The sequence below is a fragment of the Streptomyces sp. NPDC001536 genome, from assembly GCF_042894505.1.
In the GTDB taxonomy this organism is placed as follows: domain Bacteria; phylum Actinomycetota; class Actinomycetes; order Streptomycetales; family Streptomycetaceae; genus Streptomyces.
Genome location: NZ_JBIAVQ010000006.1, coordinates 456,943 through 475,026, shown reverse-complemented (window position 1 = coordinate 475,026; position 18,084 = coordinate 456,943). Strand labels below are relative to the sequence as shown.

The following is an 18,084-nucleotide window of genomic DNA, read 5'->3' as shown; positions in this document are numbered from 1 at the left end:
CCGAGGAGTTTGAGCCAGATGTCGTTGCGGAGGTCTTTTTCGACGGGGCATTTGAGGCCGCCGGCTTGCATGGCTTCGCTGAAGGTCTGGCAGCGCTCGGAGATCGTCCGGTCGGGTTCGCCGATGGAGAAGCGGGTGCCTTCCAGGTGTCGTACCACGCCTGGGCCTTCGAGTTCGGTGGCGGCGTAGACGACGCAGCCGATGGCGCGTTCGGGGGCGAGGACCGCGCTGACCGCTCCGTGCGGGTCCACGCTTTCGATGCGCTGGCCGTCATGCGGTCCGCCGTGGTGGTGGAAGTACCACCAGGGGATTCCGTTCTGGGCGGCGATGACGGCGGTGGACTCGTGGAGGAGTGGTTCGATGAGCGGCCCGCACGCCGCGTAGGAGTTGGCTTTGAGTCCGAGCAGGACGTAGTCGACGGGGCCGATGTCGCCGGGGTTGTCGGTGGCGTGGATGTGGGCGGTGAAGTCGCCGCGGGGGCTGTGGACTTGGACGCCGTTGCGCCTCATGGCCGCGAGGTGCGGTCCACGGGCGATGAGGTGGACGTCGGTGCCTGCGCGGTGCAGGGCGGCGCCGACGTAGGCGCCGATGGCTCCGGCGCCGAGGACTGCGACTTTCACTGGGTGGCGCTCCGTTCGGTCGAGGGTGTACCGCGGAACTGTCGAAATCTGTCGACGAAATATTGTCTACAGGATGGAACTGGTGCCAGCAAGAGTTTGGGACGGCCCCCCGACGGCCATCCGTGGCGCCTGAGAAGCACGGGTCGTTTGCTCATCCGCGCTCGTGAGCTGCTGCTACAGCCTGCCGGGACAGGCCCAACTCCCGGGTGTCCAGGCGTTTGTGCGCCGTAGACTGTAGGCGAAAGCCAATCCATACTTGGCTCTCGCATACAGCGATGACGCTGCCGAGGAGGGGCCGTGATGTTGTCGACAACAGGACTGCCGCAGGGTGCGGTGCCCAAGCTCGAACGCCCCGGCCCGCTGCGCGACCGTGTCTACGAGGCGCTGCTCGAACTCATCACCACCCGCGCCCTCCAGCCCGGCCAGCATCTCGTCGAGAGCGAACTGGCGGGCCATCTCGGCGTCTCCCGGCAGCCCGTGCGGGAGGCGCTCCAGCGCCTCAGCACCGAGGGATGGGTCGATCTACGGCCCGCCCAGGGCGCGTTCGTGCACGAACCCACCGAGGAGGAAGCCGACCAACTCCTCACCGTCCGCACGCTGTTGGAGGCCGAAGCGGCCCGGCTCGCCGCGGCCAACGCGGGCAAGACCGCCATCGGCGTGCTGGAGGAGCTGTGCGCGGAGGGCGAGCGCGCGGTCGCCGCCGACGACGTGGACCGCGCGGTCGCGACGAACGCCCGGCTGCACGCGAAGATCATGGAACTGGCCGGCAACACCGTCCTCGCCGAGCTGGCCGCACAGGTCGACCGCCGCGTCCGCTGGTACTACACACCCGTCGCCCGGCAGCGCGGACAGCAGTCCTGGATCGAGCACCGCGAGCTGATCGCGGCGATCACGGACCGCGACGAGCAGCGCGCCACGGCGGTCATGCGGGCCCACACGGAACACACGCGGAAGACGTACCACGAGCGCGACAAGTAGGGCTCCGATCGACCCTGGGTACAGTCCCCGCATGTCCGACGATCAGAGACCCTCGCCCCCCGGGGACCGGCTCGGCCACCTCCTGAAGAAGGCGCAGGCCAAGCTGGCCAGGGCATCCGCCGAGGCCCTCGCGCCCCACGGAGTGGACGGCCACGAGCTGACGGTGCTCGCGGTGCTCTCGGGGGCGGCGTCCCCGTCACAGGTCGAGGTGGCCGGGCGGCTCGGTGTCGACCGTACGACGATGGTGGCGCTCCTGGACGGACTGGAGGACCAGGGACTCGTCGAGCGGCGTCGCAGTCCTCGGGACCGGCGCAAGAACCTCGTCGAGCTGACGGCCGCGGGACAGGAGTGTCTGAGCCGGGCCGAGCAGGCGCGCAGGAACGCCGAGGAACGTTTCCTCGCACCGCTGGGGGAGGAGACGGCGGCATCGCTCGTGCGGGCGCTGCGGATGCTGGTCGCGGAGGAACGGGTCCACGGGTGACCCTCTCCGCGTAATCGTTCCGTCGCTGATGGTGAGCCCTCGGGAGCGCTCCGTACCGTGGCCCCGGAGTGCCCTCCGAGGCACGGATATGCAGGTGAAAGGCGCTCCGAAAGCTTGGTATTGTTGTCCATGTCGCCGCGGGGAACACCCCCGGCCAGGCGACAGACACCTAGTCCGGGTGGCGGAATGGCAGACGCGCTAGCTTGAGGTGCTAGTGCCCTTTATCGGGCGTGGGGGTTCAAGTCCCCCCTCGGACACCAGCTGGGACGTTCACGAGATCGTCCCGAAGCGTTCACGAATTACCGGTCGAGTCAGTGACTCACCGGTAATTCGTCGTTTCTGGGGCCTCAAGCCTCGTGATCGACTCGATGAGGAGGTGAGGCGGTGGCGGTCCAGGCACTGTGCCTCTCACCTGCGGAAACAGGACATGCCTGCGCGACGGCTGGTAGCCGTGGCGCAGGCATGTGGGGTTTTCAGGGGGTGGAGCGCGGCGGGGGTGTGTCACTCGCGTGGCGGCGGCTCGACCTGCTCGGTCGGAAGCGGTCGCGCCTGCGGCGGATCGGAGTACGCACCGAGTCGGGTTGCGGTGCTCTGCGTGCCGGCTTTGCGGGGCTGGACGCCCTGGTCGCGGAGGAACCGTCGGATGGCTCTGAGGTTCGCCACGAAGATGATGACGGCATTGAGCAGGGTCTGTGCGACGCGTCCGTGCGGCAGGCGGAGCTGGGGATTGTCGATGCTGTCGAGGGCGGACTTCTTGAGGTTGCCGTTGCCGCCCTCGTTCTGACTGCGCAGTCCGGACCAGGCTTCCTGCCACAGAGGGGTGAACAGGGGGTACTTCTGCCGCCACTTGGCCAACACGGTGCCCGGGACGGTGATGCTCTTCCCCCTGCAGATGTCGGGGTAGACGGGGGTGTCCCGCTTGGGCCTGGGGATGGTGGGCAGGGCCGCCGGGGTACGGACAGTGGGGGCGTCGAGGTCGACGACGGTGGACGGGCGTGGCTGGGGCCGGCGGTAGCAGGTGACCGTTGCGTGGGACCCGAGGGCAGGGCACTGTCGACGCTGGTTCCCTGCGGGCCCGTACTCCTTGATCTTGGTCTGGTAGTCCTTCCGGGACTGGATCAGGTTGAGTGCGTGGGCGCGCGCCTCGTCCGTGCGGCTGTCGATGTATGTGGCGCCCGCAGTGATGAGCGGGGTGGGCATCAGCGGGCAGTAGAACTCGTCACCGACCAACTGCATGCCGCGGAACTCTCCCTGCCGGTCGACCTTGTCGTCGTTGTAGTGCTTCACCGTGTTGAGGCCGAGCTTGATCAGCTGCAGATGCAGGTTGTGCGGCTTGGCCTGGGTGATGCCCCGGTCGGCGCAGAACAGGTCTTTGACCAGGCCGCGTTCGAAGGCCGGCTGGATGGCGCGCAGGGCGGCCGGGCCGGGTTCGGTACCCGGGGTGCGAAGGATCATGCCGAGGCAGACCGCGGGGTAGGCGCCGGCGAGGTCGCCATGGCCATGGCCCGGGAAAGCGGCCATCATGGCGTAGCGGAACTCTCTCTTCTCCGACGCCTTGGCTTTCTTCTCCTGGCCCGACTTGCTCTTGCGAGGCACTGGCTTGTTTGCCGTGCCGCGCCGGGTGCCAGTGTTCGTGGAGGCCGCAGCTTTGCCGCTGGGCCCCGACTTCTTCTGCGTTCCTCCCTTCACGTACATCCCGGCGGTGATCTCAAGCGAGGCCCGGTCCTGGTGGTAGTCCGGCTCTTTGCCCCAGACCGGAACCGGAGTGTCGTCGACCGCGAGGTGGCCAGGCCACCGAGCGAAGTCGCCGCGCCGGTAGGAAGCCATCACCGGAGCGAGAATCAGATCCTGGGCGATGGCCTCCAGGTTGCGCACGGTGTCCTGGTTGGCGCGGGCATTCCACTTCCGTCGGATCTTTTTGGCCTCGCTGAGCGACAGCCGCTTGCGGCGGTCGTGTGGTGCCGGGTCGAGGCGCCGGGTCATCGAGGCCCAGGACCGGTAGACGCGCTTCGACGTCGCGTACTGGTGGTGCGCGACGCGGTCGATTTCTTCTCGGGTTGCGCCCTCGCGGATGTGCAGGTCGACGTTGGGGATGTCAAGGAGGGCTTTGGACCCTGGAGACAGTGCGAAGAAGAGCGTCTCCCACGCATCGTCGATGTTCGCGCTCTTGCCCATGTACTGCGACAGGATCAAGCCGATCAGCACTGTGCGGAACGGGAAGCCCTTCGGGCCTGGCCGGTGCTCGTTGGAGGGAAGGCGTTCCAGTACTCCGCTGTGGCGCACGAGGTCGAAGACCTGCCTCACAACACGGTCGCTGAGGTACGGCCGGGGGCCTGCGGTGCAGGGCGTAAAGCGAGGCCGGTACGCCGGCAAGGTTTGTCCTCCGGGTCCTTCCTGCTCATGCCGCCCCCCGCAACAGATCGGATGCCTCCGCTTCAGGCACGTCGTGGAGGAAGACGAGGTAGCGCGAGAGGCTGTGCAGGGTCCCGAGTCCCGACGCTTTGAGGATCACCTTCAGCGGAATACCTGCATTCAGCAGTTCGACGAGCCAGGTCGTACGCAGCCGCTGGGTTTGCAGCACTGCACCGTCACAACGGCCGATGATCCGCGGGTACCTGGCCAGCCAGTCCGATGCGATGTGCTTGCTGGTGCGGTCCTGCCAGTCCGGCCGGAAGGCGTACGCGTCTGCCGGGATGTGGGCGGCTTCTGCCAGCAGCAGTTCCTCGTAGGCGTACCGACATACGACAGTGCGCGGACGGCGCCCGTGCACATTGACCAGGGCCCGGCCGGTAGGGCCCGCGAGGATATCCCGCCCCTGAACGTACACAAGATCCTCAACGGCGAGCCCGCAGCCAACGCCGAGACAGAACAGCAGGCAGGCGTTGCGCCGCTGGGCCGGGGTGGGCAGGCTCTGCGCCCAGATCAGCCAGTAGGCGATTTCCGCCGGCGGGTAGGGGGTCACTGGGGCGGCGGTGGCCTTCAGCCGGATCGGCGGATGCTGTCCGAGCTGGTCCAACAGGAGCGCTTCGGAGGCCCGGCGCAGCTGGCTGCTGCAGGTTCGGCGGCTGTTGGCGCCCATGTCGCGGCAGCCGACGAGGATGAACCGTTCGACTGTGCTCTGGTCATGGATCACCGAGGGTTCGAGCGGGAGGCCCTGGGCCTCGGCCCAGGCGACCAGCCGTGTGAGCGGCGTCATGATCACGTCTGGGCCGTAGGGTCCCGCTGCGACGGCCAGGAATCCCAGCGAGCGGACGACCGGCGCGATGCGGCGCCACTGGGCGGGCGGCACCGTCTCCGCCTTCGGTGCGTAGGCCAGCAGGCGATTCGACACAGCGACCTCCAGGCGCAAGGCCCATGACATGTGGCCGGTTAACCGGCCGCTGGTGTCAGTGTCGATCACGATCTGAAGGAACGCATCTTTATGACCGGAGGCCGAGCGCGCACGGCGCCGCCATGGAGCTACGCCGTCGATCCGGAGGAGTGGCCGGATGCCCGGATCGCCGGGGAGCCCGCCGCGGCGGTCGTCCAGACGATTGCCCGCCGCCTCGCCGCCGCCCTGCGCGAGAGGCCGGAGCTCTCGCTGCGCGCACTGGCCACCCAGAGCAACGTCGGCAGACAGACCATCGGTGATCTGCTGGCGGGAGCCACCTGGCCGGATGTCCTGACGGTCTGCCGACTGGAGCGCGCCCTGGGCCTGGCGCTCTGGCCCGGATCGAATGCGACCCAATGTGCTCATGACTGATCTCCAATTGCCTATTTGAGGTCAGTCGTGCTCGCACTGCGCGACCCGGCAGATGTACGCGCGACACTCCCGGCCGCGCTCCCTGCCACGGCGGCAGGAAGCATCACTGAGTGGCCACTGCTTGAGGTGGAGTTGGAGGAAGTCAGAGTCCGGGGATGGGCGGCAGACCTCGAGGAAAGTGCACACGACCTGCACGGCGTAGGCGTGGCCATCCGCAACCGCATCGGGGAACCGCTCGCCGCGATCTCCGTGTACGCCCCCGCCGTACGTCTGCGTGAACAGGACATGCCAGCAGTTGCCGCTGCCCTGCAGGAGACCGCCACCATGATCGCCGGGGCAGCGTGACAGCGGGCGCCGAGGTGCCGGGACTCAAGGCCCCAACGTGATCCGCCCGTCCGGGATCCACCCCTCCAGGTATCCCGTCAACAGCACAGCCACATCTGGCAGATCGCACCGGGTGCACAACTCCTGCCACTGCTCAGGTCCCGCCCAGTGTGTCGCTCCCCAGGGCAGATGCTCCGGCGGAGCACCAGCCCCAACGAGACGAAAGATGAACACGTGCGCCTCTCGACGGCTCCGGCCTATGGGCACAGGCACCTGAGCCCAACGGCATCCTTCAACGGCACCCCCGTGCACCGGCATTGCGCCGACCGCATCGCGGAGTACGCGCACTGCCGCCTCACGGTAGGGCTCTGCGGCTCGGACCGATCCTGACGGGAGCACCCATCGGGGAACAGCTCCAGGCAGGTCGTCTGCCACCAGGGCAGGCCGCCCGTCCGAGCTCAGCAACGCGACGAACACCACCCGCCGCATCCTGGGAGGCGGCACGGTAGGGCACCTCGAACTTTCGGCGGCGTCCAGGAAAGCAGGCACAGTCCGATCCTGACATGTGGCCGCTTAACCGGCCACTCGTGTCCTGGGAGAAGCAGGCTTCATCTCGGAGATCAAAGCGGCGAATCTGATCTATATCTGGGCGCAAGCCGCACGGATACTTCAGGGACTGTTACCCGGGTACTGTGCAGTCGGCCACTTCGGTGATGTCACCGACCGCCGAACTCAGCTTCACGGCGGTGTCCTCCCATGTCTTCTCTCGAGGGAAGCTCTCAGCCAGCGAGAACGTGCTTGCGCAGGGCGCTGACCTAGCAGGTGCCCAGCAGTCCGGTACGGATCACCGGATCGCGCAGCAGAGCGAGGGTGTCGGACTCGTCGGTGAAGATGTCCTCGGCGCCCGGGACGACTGCTTGGTGGAACATGGCATGAACAACGTCGGCGGTGGGCTGCTCCCAGATGGTTGCCGCACAGGCTGCCGCCTCCTCCAGGTCGTCCTTCTCGAAGGCAGCACGCCACTTGTCCAGTAGGAGCGGGGTGATCCGATACGCGTTGCGCCGTCCCCGGACGAGGATGCTCCGATTGAGACCGAAGACCTTGATCGTCGCGGTACCCCTGTCGGTGAGGTCGAGATATTCACCGGCTGCGAGCGAGAGGTGCAGATGCGGAGCGGGGTCCTCACTGCTCGGGTCGATGAGCAGGGGCGTGCCGTCGTCGGCGAGGGGGAAGAGGTCACGCTTGAGGTGGCTGTTGCACAGGGAGCACGCCAGCAGGTGGTTGTCCCAGTCGAAGGTCCGTAACGGATTGATACGGACGGGCTCGAAGTGGTCTATGTCCGTGCCCTGGTTGTCCCCGCAGTACATGCACCGCTCCAGCCCGGGTGCCATCTCCGCGAGGGCGCTTTTCAGCACGGGGTGTATGTGCCTGCGGACGGACGTGTGCTTCCATAACTGCCCCGCTCGCGTCTTGGGAACAGCGGCCTGCCCGATGTCATCGGTGTAGCCGGCCATGGAAGTCAGCGTCGTCTGCGGGAGTAGCACCCTCGTCACTCGGATCATGAGTCGTGCCGTGGACGACGGGAGTGGAGCCGGGCCGCGATTTCATCGACGCGAGTAGCCGGCGAACTGGCCAACTTGCGCTTCAAATAACGGTATTGGTCCTTTTCCTCTTCGCTGGCCCGGCCTCGCACGACGTCCAGCTCCAGGGCGAGGAGCTCCTCCCGCTTCTGTTCGGCCTGGTCCGAGTAGGGGGTGTCGAGCCCGAACAGGTCCGAGAGCACGGCGTCGTCGCCGCTGCCGAAGATGATGCGGTCGTAGAGGTGCTGGGGCACGACCTCCACAGGGCTCTCCTCGTCAGGGCCCGGTAGCCGGATCAGTCCGCCCGGGTCCGCTGCCTGGCAGATGTAGGGGCTGTGTGTGGTGACGATGAACTGGATGTTCGGGAAGTGCGCCTTCAGCCAGCCGCCGATGCGCTTCTGCCAGGACACGTGCAGATGGGCGTCGATCTCGTCGATGATGACGACCCCGGAACTCGGAACGTTCGGCGTGCCGTCCGTCGTGTCCAGGACGAGTTCGCCGTAGGCGTCATGGATCTGCTTGAGGATGTCCACGACCAGGGCTGCCACCGTGCGGTAGCCGTCGCTCATCTCCCGCAGCGGGAACCGATGGTTTCGGTTGACGACCCACAGGCCCTCGGAGTCGACGTTGTCGATCTGGTAGTCGTCGGGCAGCAGGTCGTCGCCCAGGATGGCCAGGGCGGCCGCCTTGAGGTCCCGGGCGCCGTCCTTGTCCTCGAATGCGCGCAGGTGCTGCTCGATAAGCCAGCTCACGCCTTCCGCCAGCGACGCGTCCTCGTGGAAGAGGCTCGTCAGCCGGGCGACCGCGCCTGAGCTGGACATCAGCCGCTGAATGTCGCTCGAGCCCCCGGCGAGCCTGCGGAAGGGACCGTACCCCGCGCAGAACCATCCCACCGGATTGTCCGCCCACGGGCCGCGCTGGGCGACGGGGCGTTCCTTCTGGTAGCCGATGGCGTTCAGCGCCGGCTGTCCGGCCCTGCTGGAACCCGGCTTGCCGGAGAGAGACGTCTGCTCCGCCGCGGTCCAGCGGAGCCCCGCCCAGATCGGCCGGACCGGACGTCGCCCCGTGGTGAACTGATCCTGCTCCGGGTCATGGACCAGGCACACTTCGGCCTTCGCCACCGTCTCGTCCCGCGAGACCCAGGTGTCGAACCCGGGGACGAGACTGCGGGCAACGGCGGGTCCGCTGATCGTCAGGGCGACCGCGCGCAGCAGGGTCGTTTTCCCCGAGCCGTTGCGGCCAGCCAGGACCGTCCAGCCGGCGTATGAGCCGTCGGGCCTCGTCAGGTCCAGGTCCACGTGGCGTGCACCGTGGAACGACCTGATGTTCCGTAGGCGAAGGTTCTTCAGGTACATGTCTCGTCCGCCCGGATCCCGTTCTGAGGTTAGAGCCGGACGACGGCCGGCTCCGTGGTGACTCTAACGCGGCGGCGTTGTGTCGCGTCACCGCAGGTCAGTGGCTTCCCTCCAGGAACGGGCTGCGTGGTCCGGCCCAGGTGATGGAGAGTTGTTCGCGGGCCCTGGTGGCCGCGACGAACAGCAGCGAGCGCTCGCGCTGCAGGTCACGGTCGTGCTGGGTACGATCCTCGGAGGCCGGGGTGACGGCGCCGGGCTGCGGCACGTGATCCGCGCCCACTCCGATGATGGCGACCGCCCGGTACTCCAGGCCCTTGATCCGGTGCATCGTCATCACGTGCACCCCGGAACCGATCGCCGGAGTCTGCCGCGGTTTCACCCTGACGGCCTTGATCCCCGCGTTGTGCAACGCCTCCACCGCCGCGTCCGCGAGCTTGTTGGTCCGGGCGGTGACGACGATCTCGTCCTCCTTCAGCCCTTCGCCCAGCCACTCCTCGACCCGTCGGGCCAGGCCCGCGAGTTCGGCGGCCGTGCTCGGGTACTCGGTCAACTCGGGCTTCGCCCCGCCGAGAACAGACCGGTACCCGCCCAGGTCCTCGGTCGCATCGTCGAGGTCGTCGAAGCTCGCGTCGCCCAGCAGGCTCAGCGACGTTCCGAGGATCTGACGGGTCGTGCGGTAGTTCAGGGTCAGCCGCCTGGAGCGTCGCCCTCGCACGTTGATGCCGTGGGCGCTCAGCGCGGTCCGGTTGTCGTAGATCCGTTGGTGGGCGTCGCCGACGATGAAGAGGTCGTCCTCGCCGACCGGGACGAGCGCCCGTAGCAGCTTCCAGTGTGCGGCGTGCAGGTCCTGGGCCTCGTCCACGACGATGTGCCGGTACGGGCGGGTCTCGTCGCTCCAGCCCGAGGCGATCCGGGCGGCCTGCGCGGCAAGTTGGGTGACGCCGACCTCACCGGCCGCGTCCAACCGGTGCTCGAAGGCCTCGATCAGTCCCCACACCTGCGCCCGTTCCGGGCGGTTGAGGCGCCGACCGCGACCGGCCCGGCTGGCGACGAGGTACTCGTCACGGCTGCGCACGTCCTGGGCGAGCACGACCTGCTTCCATTCGGCCTCCAGGAAACGCGCGTCCCAGCGGTGCGGCTGCTGTTCCTCGGCCAGGTCCTCCCAGCGCCTGCGGATCTCGTCGTCGCCGAGGGATTTGGGGGTCTTCGCGCCGAAGACCTCCTTGGCGATGCCGTAGGCGACCTTGTCGATGTTGCGGACGTCCACCTTGGCGGTGAGCTGGGTGCCGCCGAGGTCCTCCAGCAGCGAGCGCAGCAGTTCGGCGAGGGTGGTGGTGTAGGTGGTGAGCAGGATCGCCTGGCCGGGCGGCAGCCGTTCGGCCAGGGCCTTTACCCGGTGCAGGGCGACGACGGTCTTGCCCGTACCGGGTCCGCCGGTGACCCGTACCGACCCCTTGTTGGGGGTCTTGCGCTCGGCCAGGGCGCGCTGGGCCGGGTGCAGGAAGATCCGCCAGGCCGACAGCGGCTCGGACATGATCCGGCCGAACTCGGCGACGTCGCCGGTGACGACGAAGGACTCCTTGGTCGCGGGGCGCTCGTTGGCGGCCTCGTAGTCGTCCGGGTCGACGGTGTCACTGGTCGCGGCGACTGAACTGACGTGCTCCCAGACGTCCTCGACGGTCATACCGTCGGCGAGGCAGAGGATCACGTCCCTGGCGAGCTTGGGCAGATGCTCCACGAAGCCGAGTATCGCGTCGATGCTGCGGATCTCCCGCAACGCTGGTACGACCGAGGGGTGCACGCCTAGCCGATCGAAGTCGGCATCCGAAACGTGGGCGAAAACGGACGGCTCCTCGCTGGCGGGTGCCTGGGTGGGCTGCCCGCTCAGGGTGCCGTGGAGGCTCGCGAGGTTGATCAGCTCGACGCCGCCGGTGACCTTGTTGATGTCGAAGATGATGTGCGAGGCGAGGTTGTAGGCGTCGTCGTGCGGCAGCACCGCCACCAGGTAATAGATCCGGTCGGCGTAGTGCATCAGCACCGCACGGAAGTTGTCGTTGATCCTGGCCGTGCGCACCCGCTTGTCCTCGGCGCCCTTCGGCGGCTTGAGGTTCAGCCCGTTGGCGTCGGGATCGCGCTGCATCTTCATGATGAACTGCAGCACCTGTGCCTGGACCGATCCGTCGAGCTTGTCGTAGTACTTGCCGAAGACGTCCGCCATGACGACCTGGGCCTTGGACATCACACATTCTCCAAACGCTCGGCCAACTCGGCCACATCAACTGTCCCGGCATGTACGACGTGCCAGCCGGCCTCCGCGAACGCGGCGTCACGGTGCTCGTCGACGTCGAGGAACACCGCCACCCTGGCGTCCGGCCAGGCGAGTTCCGCCTGCTGCGCGACCCGGTCGTCGAGCTCGAAGCCGACCTCCGGGGCGCCGAAGTGACGGGTGCGGGCTTCCCGACACAGGGCGAACAGCAGTTCTTCGGCCTGCGAGGAGGCCCACTCGACCGCCTCCGCCCAGGGCTCCGGCAGTTCGTCGGGCAGGCCCGTGGTGGTGGGCAGCGCACCCGCGAGGAGGGCGACCGTGTGCGGGTCGAGCTGTCCGGCCGTGGACATCGCGACCTGGTGGAACGAACGCGGCAGTGCCGAACCCCGGTCGCCCGTCAGCAGCTGCAGCAGATTGGACCACCGCAGCCAGTCGGCCCACCGCGCCCGGTGGCCCGGCTCGGCGACCGCCTCGTCGCGGTCGTCCAGCACGGTGAAGGCCGACCAGGCGGACATCCCGGGCTGCCCGGTCGCGGGCTCGGCCCGCCGGTCGAGCAGCCCGAGGACGCGCAGCCCGCCCAGGGTGCGGACGTCCATCGCGATTGCGTCGGCGGCGGCCGGGTTGTCGGGTACCGGCAGGGTGCCGCCCGCCAGCACGTCCGGCAGCAGCTCTCCCACCGAACACCGGTCGATCGGCTGCCGCGCCGCTCCGCCCCCTGCGAAACCACTGATCAGCGCCGCCGCCCTGCGGGACCACTTCTCCGCGTCGGGATCGGCGAGCACCGCGAGCAGCGTCTCGACCGGGTTCCGCAGCACAGGATCCAGCGTGTCGTCAGGGCGTGGGCCGCCCGTCAGCATCTGGTGGATCTGCCGGGCCGTCCGCAGCGCGCCCTCACCGAGAAGCGGTTCGGCGGGGGTGCGCACCTCGCGGTCGTCCGCGGTCCCCTCCACCGCCGCCTTCCAGGCCATGACGTCCGCGTGCGTGAACTGCCACACCTGCATGCCCTCGGCCCGCAGTGCCTCGCGCTTGGCGGCGTCGTCGGCGATCCGGTTGATGCCGGTGCTGGCGTGGAAGGCGTAGCCGTCGAGGAAGACCGCGATGCGCGTCGACGGCCCGTCGATCCGGGTCAGCAGATAGTCCGGTTCGCTGGGCGCGGAGTTCAGCTGCCGCACGTGGTCCTGGAAGAGCCACCGGGTGCCGCTGCCGTCCGGGCGGGTGAAGCGCAGCTCGTACTCCATGCCGCGTTCCCCGGCACGGGGCGTCACCGAGCCGGACTCCGGGCGGCGGCTGCCCCAGTCCACGAGGGTGCGGACGAACTGCTTCTCCAGCTCGCTCTCGGCGAGCTGGTCGATACGCACCCCGGACAGGGTGTCGACCTGCTCCGTGTCCCAGCCGGTGAGGATCTCGTCCAGGAGCTCCCTGGCGACCCGCAGCGACGCGAAGGGGTGTTCGTTGCTGCTGACGTGCGGCAGCAGGCAGCGGTGGCAGGGGGTGCGCAGGTTCTCCTTGCCGCAGGGGCAGTCCCGCAGGGCGGTCTGGGCGAGGGTCAGCACCCGGTGTAGCACGGTCGCGTCGGCGAGGTGCTCCAGGTAGCCGGTGCCGCCCGGCATAGAGTCGTGCAGGACGAGGAAGCGGCGCCGCAGTTCCCGGGTGCCGCCCGGCATGGTCGCGGGTACGACGCGCAGGTGGTCGGGAGCGCCGCCGAAGTGCTTGGTTATGCCCAGCAGCAACGCGGCCTTGAACGACACCAGCCGGGTCTGCAGTTCCATCGTGGAGACGGGCAGCAGGATCCGCAGTGCCTGTGTGGTCAGCTCGTGCGCGAGGACGAGTCGCTGCATGGACGCCGTCTCGGCGTCGATCCCGTCGTCCTTGTGGCCGCACCAGTACGCGTGCCGGGTACCGATCCGCTGGGCGGCCCGGTCCCATGCCTGGGGGTGCACGCCGCGTACGGCCCCGCACTCCAGGCAGGTCTCGAAGCCGGGCACCTGGACGTCGTCGCCGGCGATCTGGTGCTCGGGGCCCGCGGCGGCGGCCGGGCCGAGGTTGAGGGTGCGGATGGTCGCCACCCGGGCGAACTCCACACCGAACGGCAGCTCTCCCACCCGCTTCCAGGCACGCAGTCCCTGGGGCTGTTCCGGGTCGATGTCCACCAGCGTGATGTCGTTGAACCGGCGCCGCTCCCGCTCGTCGCGCTCGTCGGTGAGCCGTGCGTCCTCGCGCCGCTCGCGGGCGGTGACCCGTTCGGGCACGAGCACGGTGTGGAGCGCGCCGGGATCGGCGATCTGCGGCGTCAGGCAGCGCGGGCAGGCGGTGAGGTCCAGGCCGGCCTCGGCGGTGGCGACGTAGCCGCACTCGGGGCACAGCCGCCACTTGGCGTAGGCGGTGTCGCCCTCACCGGCTCCCAGGTCCAGACCGTTGACGATGTACTTGTAGCCGTCGGTGTGGAAGGTGTTGCCGGGCGCCAGTTCCAGCAGGCCCATGCGTGAGCCCCGCCCGTACTCCGTCAGCTGGTCCTGGAACTCGCCGTCGGCGTCCTTCCACCACAGCGTCGCGTCCAGCAGCGTGGCGTCGTCGTGGAGGGTGTAGTTGGGCAGCAGGCCCAGACGGACCATGGCGTTGACCGAGTTCTCGCCGACCAGGGCGTCCCTGCGCCGGTTGACCGACCTGCGCTCGGCGTAGAGCTGGCGGCGCTGCTCGTCGCGTTCGCGGTCCCCGGATGCGGTGGACAGGGCGTCGAAGGCCCGGCCGATCTGCCGGGACCGGGAGCGCAGTGCCTCCAGGCGTTTGCGCCACGCGGTGGCGGCCTGGCCGACGGTCTGCTCCAGCTCCAGCTGCGCGAACTGCCGCAGGCCCTGCTCGGCCTCGGCCGACATGCCGGGGAAGAGCTGGACGAAGGAGGACGCGAGTTCGGCGTGGCGGGCGTGGGCGACGTCCAGGAAGCGGCGGAACCAGCCGTCCTCGGCGAGCCCTCGGGTGAAGAGGGCGCCGATGCGGTGCGGCATGGGCTCCTCGGGCATCATCGTCCCCCGCCACAGGCTGCGGTCGGCGGCCCGGTCCAGCAGGTAGGCCAGGTACTGGCGGCGCAGGATCTCGGAGGCGTCGAGGTAGCAGTCCGGCGGGATGATCCGGCCCGCGAGCATCTGCTCGGGCGCGTGCAGGTAGTACTGGTTGCGGGCGCCGCGCGGTACGAAGGTGACGGTGAGCGAGTTGCCGGTGCTGCGGCCGGCACGGCCGATGCGCTGCGCGTAGTTGGCGGGCGCGGGCGGCAGGGAGGCAAGCAGCACGGCGGACAGGTCGCCGATGTCGATGCCGAGTTCGAGGGTGGGCGTGCAGGTCAGTACGTTCGGGTCGAACGGCGAGGGGCGGTTCTTGAAGGCCTGCTCGACCTCCTCGCGGCGGGCCCGGCTGAGTGCGCCCGTGTGCTCGGCGGTGAGGACGTCACCGGGGCGGTCGACGGTGTAGAGGCGGCGGTAGTAGTCGTCGCTGTAGTCGCGGTCGTCGGTGGTGAAGGTGCCGCCGCACTGGAAGCGCAGGCAGGGCGTGCCGAGCCAGTCCTCGCGCCGGCCGGGCGGGACGGTCTGCCGCCAGGTGCAGCTGTCGCAGCGGACGCCGTGGTCGTTGACGCCGGTTCCGTCGGCCCCGGCCTCGTCCGCCCCGTTGCCATCGTCGGCAGACGACCGGCCGGTGGCGAGGCTGTGCACCATGATGGTGCGCGGCCTGAGGGCGAAGACGGTCGAGCCGCCCTCCGCCGGGTAGGTCGCCAGTACCTCGCGCTGCGCGAGCAGCTTCATGGCCTGTTCGGCGAGGGCGCGGGCCTCGCGTCGTTCGCAGCCGAGGGTGCGGTGCCCCCAGTCGGCGAACCAGGTGTTGTCGCGGGCCAGCGAGTCGAACTCGGACGTGCCGAGGCGCCCGAGGACCGGGAACGTCGGTGCGGCCAGGCCGCGCGGGAACGCGGGCATGCCCGTGGGCCGCCCGCCCCAGATCGGCCAGCGCCGGGCGCCGGCCTGGGCGATGTACTCCTTGAGCCAGGGGTGGAACAGCGCCCCACGCAGGCGCATGCGCTCCAGCAGGCCGCGCAGGTAGACGACGTAGTCGGCGTCATCGGTGGGAAGGGTGATCTGCCCCGGGAGGCGCTGGTGGGCTTCCCGCAGCAGAGCCGCGACGGCGGCGGCGTCGGGGAGGTGCACCTCCGCGGCGGCGGTCCGGGTCAGTTCGAGGGTACGGCCGAGGCGTGAGCGCAGGCCGAACTCCAGCAGCGTCTGGAAGACCATGCGGTCCTGCAGCATGTACGCGCCCGCGTCGCTGAACCCGTCGCCGCTGAGGAGCGTCCGGATCTCCGGGTTGTCGCGCAGGTCGGGCGGCACGATCGAGGCGAGCTTGCTCATCTCGCCCTTCTCGGCCGACGTCACCACGGCTTCGGCGGCATCGGTGGCCAGATCGTGTACGGCGACGGGGGCGCCCGGCTTGAGCTGCTCGGCGAGCAGCCCGCGGAAGGTGAAGCCGAAGCTGCGGTTGGCGATGAACGCGGCCCGGTGGGTGGCGTCCTGGACGGAGTCGGTGAAGACCAGCAGCTTGCGCTCGTCGTCGGTCAGGCCGCGGTCGGAGAAGAGCTGGGTGGTGGTGACGGAGGCGAGGGTGGCGGTGCCCGCACCGAGGAAGCGCATGCCGTCGGTCAGGTCGCAGGAGGGGCACTTGTCGCCCGCGTTGGCGGGGATGGGCCCGGCGACGGTGATGACGGGCACGGTGTCGTTGCTCGGCACCGTGCGCAGTTCGGCTTCCTCGGCGTGGAGGAAGACCGGGGTGTGCTCGCCGGGCCTGGCGCGGATCATCCAGCGCACGGCCCGGTTGCCCTGGGCAGAGGCCCGGTAGATCTCCAACGGCTTGGTCTTGAGCTGCTGCCACTCCAGATCCGTGGAGAGCGCGGCCCAGCCGGAGCGCCCGCAGTGGCGGCAGTACACGGCGGGGAGATGGGCACGGTAGGCCGGGCCGACAGGGCGGACGAACGGGACGGGGCTGTCCGGGGTGAGGGCGGACGTGCCGTCGCCGGGGGCATACGGGTCTGTGTCGGCGTCGGCGGTGCTGTCCACCTCTGCGGACGGGTAGACGGCGAGGTTGGCCGGGTTGGGGCGGGTGTCCCCGGTGGGGCCGTCGTCGTCGAACCAGCGGAAGTGGGGCGTCGGCGTCGTGGCGCGGATCACGCGGCGCACCTCACGGACCCAGAGCTGGGCCTCGACGCGGAGGAAGGGGATCGTGCGGTCGGCGATCGGGTCGTAGGCGCGGGCGGTCGAGACCAGCGCGAGGAGCCGCGCGAGGCCGGTCGCGACCAGGTCGATGTCGGTCCGGGCCGCCTCGTCCCAGGTCGCGCCGCCGCCGCGCTTCGCGAACTCGCGGGCGATCTCCGGGACGGTGACGGGAGTGTCGCCCGCGACGTCGAGGAGGGCGCGGATGAGGTTGTGCTGGCGGAGCTTCTCGCCGAGTTGGATCGGGTCGGCGAAGTCCATGCCGACGATGAGTTCGGCGAGTCGGTGGAGGGCCGATGGGTCGTTGAGGGGGTCGGGGACGGCGGCGAGGGCGGCCGGGGAGGGCACGGGGAGGAGGAAGTCGGGCTCGGCGACGAACTCGCCGGGCGTCTGGCGGTCCTCGCCGATGAGGGCGGCGTCCGGGAAGGGAGTGCCGAAGACCTTCTCGGCGAATTCGAGGAGGAGTTCGCGGTCGGACTTCTGAGGGCCGTCGAGGGTGGCGGCCGCTTCTGCGGAGGGGGTGTCGCTGGTGGCTGCGATGCGGCCGACGGCGCCGGTTCCCTCGGTTGCGCCGGTTCCGCTGGTTCTGCCGCCGAGGGTGGCGGAGGTGGCGACGGGGGTGATCGTGCCGAGGGGGCGGCCCGGCTCGGCCTTGCCGGTGGCCGCGCCCAGGCGGCGCAGCAGCATCGCCACGTCGGTGCCCTGGGCGCCGTCGTAGGTGTGGAACTCGTCCAGGACGACGTACGTCAGCCCGCCGTCCTGCCAGAGCGGGACGTCCGGGATGCGCTGGAGGAGGAGGTCCAGCATCTTGTAGTTGGTGAGCAGCAGGTCCGGCGGGTTCGCGCGGATGGCCTCACGGTCGGTGATCAGACGGCTGTTGGGGGACAGTTGGGCGGGGGTGATGGTGCTTGCGCCGGACTCGCGGGCGTAGGAGCCGGGGGCGTTCTCGTCCTCGTCGTCCGGGGGGCGGTTGCCGGAGGCACCGCCGATGTAGATGCCGGCGGTGACGGAGGAGAGGGCGGCGTTCTTGGCGAGAAAGTCGTCGATACGGCGGGCCTGGTCGTCGGCCAGCGCGTTCATCGGGTAGAGCAGCAGCGCCTTGACACCCTTCACCCCGGCAGCGCGGGCACGGGCGCAGTGGTCGAGGATCGGGACGAGGAACGACTCCGTCTTTCCGGAGCCGGTGCCGGTGGTGACGATCGTCGGCTCGGGGGCGTGGCCCGACTTGCTGGACAGCCGCTGCCAGGCGGTCGCCTGGTGGGTGTAGGGGCGGAGGCTGGGCGACCAGTCCAGAGCCTTCTCCCAGCCGGGGGGCGCGTACCGGAAGGGTGTACGTACACGGAGGTACGGGCCCCGGAAGAGCCGGCTCTCCGGCCGCTCAAGGAATGCCTCGAGCTCCTCGCGGACGTCGTCATCGGCGAGCGCGAAGCTCGTCGTCAGGTACGCGGCGAGGGCACGGCGCAGATCCTCGGCGGCCAGGGAGGGAAGCATGGCTGGG

At 69.4% G+C, this 18,084-nt stretch carries 11 protein-coding genes and 1 tRNA gene; 5 read left to right on the top strand and 7 right to left on the bottom strand.

Translation table 11 applies throughout. From position 1 onward, the window contains the following. On the bottom strand, window positions 1-620 hold a 620-nt coding region (locus tag ACFY0U_RS19925; protein WP_388637167.1), incomplete at its 3' end, for a 2-dehydropantoate 2-reductase. Between the two features lie 303 nt (window positions 621-923). On the opposite strand from ACFY0U_RS19925, the gene ACFY0U_RS19920 reads away from it, so the two are divergent. From ACFY0U_RS19920 to ACFY0U_RS19910, 3 genes are all read left to right on the top strand, one after another. Continuing rightward, complete coding sequence (locus ACFY0U_RS19920) at window positions 924-1,598, top strand: GntR family transcriptional regulator (protein ID WP_388637217.1); 675 nt, start codon at window positions 924-926, stop codon at window positions 1,596-1,598. Between the two features lie 31 nt (window positions 1,599-1,629). Further along, window positions 1,630-2,079: a MarR family winged helix-turn-helix transcriptional regulator gene (locus ACFY0U_RS19915; RefSeq protein WP_388637165.1), complete on the top strand. Its 450-nt coding sequence runs from the start codon at window positions 1,630-1,632 to the stop codon at window positions 2,077-2,079. 172 nt (window positions 2,080-2,251) lie between these two features. Continuing rightward, window positions 2,252-2,339, top strand: a tRNA-Leu gene (locus ACFY0U_RS19910). Between the two features lie 241 nt (window positions 2,340-2,580). Here ACFY0U_RS19910 and ACFY0U_RS19905 read toward each other — a convergent pair. Both ACFY0U_RS19905 and ACFY0U_RS19900 read right to left on the bottom strand, forming a co-directional pair. Next, entirely contained in the window at window positions 2,581-4,383 is a 1,803-nt protein-coding gene (locus tag ACFY0U_RS19905) for a hypothetical protein (protein ID WP_388637162.1), read from the bottom strand. 94 nt (window positions 4,384-4,477) lie between these two features. Then, on the bottom strand, window positions 4,478-5,479 hold the full coding sequence (locus tag ACFY0U_RS19900; protein WP_388637159.1) for a hypothetical protein: 1,002 nt from the start codon (window positions 5,477-5,479) through the stop codon (window positions 4,478-4,480). 21 nt (window positions 5,480-5,500) lie between these two features. On the opposite strand from ACFY0U_RS19900, the gene ACFY0U_RS19895 reads away from it, so the two are divergent. Together ACFY0U_RS19895 and ACFY0U_RS19890 are read left to right on the top strand one after the other, a co-directional pair. After that, window positions 5,501-5,821 carry a helix-turn-helix transcriptional regulator gene (locus ACFY0U_RS19895; protein WP_217226917.1) on the top strand — a complete coding sequence of 107 codons (321 nt, stop codon included), beginning with the start codon at window positions 5,501-5,503 and terminating at the stop codon, window positions 5,819-5,821. Between the two features lie 27 nt (window positions 5,822-5,848). Beyond that, window positions 5,849-6,166 (top strand): IclR family transcriptional regulator C-terminal domain-containing protein, encoded by a 318-nt coding sequence (locus tag ACFY0U_RS19890; RefSeq protein ID WP_388637156.1) that lies wholly within the window; start codon window positions 5,849-5,851, stop codon window positions 6,164-6,166. Window positions 6,167-6,960: 794 nt separating this feature from the next. On the opposite strand, the gene ACFY0U_RS19885 is transcribed toward ACFY0U_RS19890, so the two are convergent. The 4 genes from ACFY0U_RS19885 to ACFY0U_RS19870 all read right to left on the bottom strand — a co-directional run bounded on the left by ACFY0U_RS19885 (window position 6,961) and on the right by ACFY0U_RS19870 (window position 18,077). Beyond that, window positions 6,961-7,560, bottom strand: a complete 600-nt coding sequence (locus ACFY0U_RS19885) for an HNH endonuclease (protein ID WP_388637154.1) — start codon at window positions 7,558-7,560, stop codon at window positions 6,961-6,963. Window positions 7,561-7,703: 143 nt separating this feature from the next. Then, window positions 7,704-9,080, bottom strand: a complete 1,377-nt coding sequence (locus ACFY0U_RS19880; RefSeq protein WP_388637151.1) for an AAA family ATPase — start codon at window positions 9,078-9,080, stop codon at window positions 7,704-7,706. A 97-nt stretch (window positions 9,081-9,177) separates the two neighbouring features. Further along, window positions 9,178-11,319, bottom strand: a complete 2,142-nt coding sequence (locus ACFY0U_RS19875) for a UvrD-helicase domain-containing protein (RefSeq protein ID WP_384524835.1) — start codon at window positions 11,317-11,319, stop codon at window positions 9,178-9,180. Next, window positions 11,319-18,077 carry a DEAD/DEAH box helicase gene (locus tag ACFY0U_RS19870; protein ID WP_388637147.1) on the bottom strand — a complete coding sequence of 2,253 codons (6,759 nt, stop codon included), beginning with the start codon at window positions 18,075-18,077 and terminating at the stop codon, window positions 11,319-11,321. Before ACFY0U_RS19870 ends, ACFY0U_RS19875 begins: the two co-directional genes overlap by 1 nt. Between the last annotated feature and the right edge of the window lie 7 nt (window positions 18,078-18,084).